Source organism: Kitasatospora sp. NPDC022856, from assembly GCF_055561235.1.
Map to the genome: position 1 here is coordinate 1 of NZ_JBVHHE010000118.1, position 3145 is coordinate 3145.

3 protein-coding genes are annotated in these 3145 nt (G+C 68.6%); all 3 read right to left on the reverse strand.

Going from position 1 to position 3145, the window contains the following annotated elements:
- Positions 1-65 precede the first annotated feature (65 nt).
- Positions 66-995: a S1 RNA-binding domain-containing protein gene (locus ACZ34W_RS38530; RefSeq protein WP_465611144.1), complete on the reverse strand. Its 930-nt coding sequence runs from the start codon at positions 993-995 to the stop codon at positions 66-68.
- A 1-nt stretch (position 996) separates the two neighbouring features.
- The gene (locus ACZ34W_RS38535) at positions 997-1599 is read right to left on the reverse strand and encodes a recombinase family protein (protein ID WP_465611146.1); all 603 of its coding nucleotides are present in this window, start codon (positions 1597-1599) and stop codon (positions 997-999) included.
- A 155-nt stretch (positions 1600-1754) separates the two neighbouring features.
- Entirely contained in the window at positions 1755-3011 is a 1257-nt protein-coding gene (locus ACZ34W_RS38540; protein ID WP_465611148.1) for a DUF2716 domain-containing protein, read from the reverse strand.
- Positions 3012-3145 lie beyond the last annotated feature (134 nt).

The following is a 3145-nucleotide window of genomic DNA, read 5'->3' on the forward strand; positions in this document are numbered from 1 at the left end:
ATCCGCATATCGCATGCCACACGGTCTACAGCGACAGGTGACCATCCGTCAGCAAAACGGCAGATCTACCACCCCAAAGAGCTGATGTCAGTAAACAGCGGGAGATCTTCACCGGCGTACATGGATATGACGCCGGCAGCACGCGCGCTGGCAAGCTGGGAGGTCACGTCCTCGAACTGGGTCTCGTCCACGACCGTGCTGGTGATCTGCCCGTCTTCCTTCTCCCAGATGATCTCCACCAGCCCTTCGTCGGGCAGGGCAGCCACGGCCGTGGCGACGTCGGCGAGCAGGTCCGGCCAGATGGCCAACTGTGCGCGTGGGGTCAGCTGGGAGCGCACGGTCGCGATGTTGTCGCGGCTCAGGCGGTGCCACCGGGAGGCGTTGAAGGCGAAGGTCTCCTCCAGGAACGTGGCGCGGTGGGCGCTGACGGTCCAGCCAACGCGGGCCCAGAAGTCGGCGTCAGCCGGGCGCTGCACGTATGCGGGGTCGTCGGGGGCGAAGTCGTACGGCGATGCGTCCAGGCGTTGCGTGAACAGGCCCAGCGCTCGGGTGCGGGTCAGCGCGGCTTCGCAGGGCCGGCTGCTGCCGAGGTAGAGGTACTGGTCCCAGCCGACGTGCACCGTGAACTCGCCCTCGACCTCCAGGCGGCACCAGGCCCCGTTGTCGCGGAGCATCGCTCGGACAAGTTCCAAGCCGACACCGATCGGCACCAGTGCCCCGTCGTGGAACCCGGCGGGGCTGGCGGGGAAGAGGCCGGCCAGGCCGTAGCCGTCGACCGGTGGCTCCAGGCCGAAGTGGACGAAGCCTCCGAGCTGCGGCTCGCGGATGGCCAGCTGGTCGACGCCGCTGTCCTCGGCGAAGGCGGCGACGGCCTGCAGATAGGCGGCTTCGACCGGCCCGTGGTCGCTGGTCGTGTCCTCAGTGCCGGCGTAGTGGCCGTGCTGGTCGCGATCGGCGGGGTCGTACTTGGTGACCTGATAGACGTACGGCAGCACGTCACTGCCAATCGGGAGTCGACGGCGTGGCTGCGTTCTGGTGGCGTTCAAGGACGCGGTAGACCGTGGCGCGGCTGACGGAGAAGAGCTCTGCGAGGTCGGCGATGGTGTGCTCGCCGGACTGGTGCTGCTGGACTAGGTGACTCTGCTGGCGGGCGGTGAGCTTGGGCTGCTTTCCCTTGAGTTTGCCCTTGGCCCGCGCCACCGCCATGCCTTCACGGGTGCGCATGCGCAGGAGATCGACCTCGAATTCGGCGAAGGTCGCCAGGATGTTGAAGAACATCTTGCCCATCGGGTCGGCGGGGTCGTAAAGGGTGCCACCGAGCGAGAGCTTGACGCCGCGGGCGGTGATGGAGTCGCCGATGTCGCGGGCGTCGGGTACCGAGCGCGCAAGGCGGTCGAGCTTGGGGACGACGAGGGTGTCGCCAGCGCGGACCGCCGCGAGGGCCTGGGCCAGGCCGGGCCGGTCGCGGTTCGTTCCGGTCAGCCCGTGGTCCAGGTAGATCCGGTCCTCCGGGACGTCCAGACCGAGCAGGATCCCGCGCTGGGCGGTGAGGTCCTGCTTGTCCAGACTGCATCTCGCGTAGCCGACGCGTTCGCTCATGCCCGGAGCGTACGGTAAGCCCCCGCTCAGCGTACAGATCACCGGACACCCTAAATGAGACGCCGTCAGCGCAGGTAGATCTCTCTCGCCAGGCAAGATCATCATTGTTCGTTGAGGGTTCCCCTAACGAACAGGCGGAGCGTCACCCGCGTAACTCAACCGAAAGTCCAGGCGCCGTCACCGAGCAGATGGTCCAAGTCATCCGCGACCTGCTCGATGAGGTTATCTCCAAAGACGACAAGGGCTTGTTCGGCGTAGTGAGCGAACGTGCCGAGGCGGGCGTCTGCGGTAGCGAGGAACTGGAACTCATCGTCGGCGACGGCGCTACCCGGCCAGGGCGGCTGTCCCGGGCCGCCAACGCGGTGCGGGTCGAACTCCCAGCCGTTGAGATAGGGGCGGTACTCGTAGACCCATTCACCGGGCCGGACGCAGGCGCGCAGGCCGCGCTCGATGATGCCTTCGGCGGCCGCGATCTCCGGCGTGCCGCGGTCGAGCATGCCGTAGAACCAGCGGCGCGAGTCGAGCGGCGCGGTATACCGTCCGCTGCCGCTGGCGTAGTCGAAGCCGATGCGGGCCTCGCAGCGACGTGCTATTCGTCTGGACTCGGCGTCGTGAAGAGAGTGCCTCGCGGGTGGGGTCGCCGCGGGTTCGCCCGGCGGGGTCCAGTGGTAGGACCGGACCGTCGTGACGTCCCGAAACCCGACGGCCGTGAGGGAGCTGCGCAGCTGCCCGTCGGCCTCGGCGACCAGGAACTCCTTCGCCGGCGGCTGGAACCGCCGCAGTGGCAGGTCTGCGAGCAGTTCAGGACGTGATGCGGTCAGGCCCCCGACCGCAGCGAACGCGGTGCCCCGGACGGTCTCCAGCCAGCAGGCCGCAGTAACCCTTCCGCGCTGGGTCAGCACACGGATGTCGACGTCCCAGTAGGGAATCGAGCCCATCGCGTGCCACGTCGCCAGGGGAACGCGATGGGGCCTGGAGCTGGCGGAGAGGTCGAGCGCCGGCTGCACCTGCGGCTCGTCCCACCGGACCGACTCGACGTTCCACTCCGGCTGCGGCTGGGGGAGGTCGAGCTCGGCGACTTCGCCGACCAGGACACTGCGCTCCCATCCCCCGGTGAAACCGGCCGCTTCGAGCGAGGCCGTCAGCCGCGACGCTTCTGCGTCGTGGGCGAATACGCGCCACTCCACGGGTTCCACTCGCACGGCCGCGCGCTGCTGCACTTGCGCAGCAAGCTGCGCGGTCGAGGCCGAGGCGTCCAGAGCGGGGTGGCCGACGAGGCAGTGGGTGCCGTAGTGCGCGAGGGTCAGCGGTCCGATCCGCTCGACCACGGTGCCGAACCGCGGAGGCGCCGAACCGGGGCCGCGCAGGGTGCGATCGTGCGCTGCCAGCAATTCCCCCACGTCCAAGACCACCGCGGCATTCAAGCACCACGGTTCCCGCGACGCCATTGGTTACTGACTTCGGCGCTTCAGGGTGATGGCGGTGGGAGGTCGAGGGAGAGGCCGGCCCCGGTGAGGAAGCCGTCGAGGATATCGGGGCGGTACTG

Bases quoted from the DNA above. Each gene is read 5' to 3' on its own strand.
- ACZ34W_RS38535 (WP_465611146.1), bottom strand. From the start codon at position 1,599: ATGAGCGAACGCGTCGGCTACGCGAGATGCAGTCTGGACAAGCAGGAC.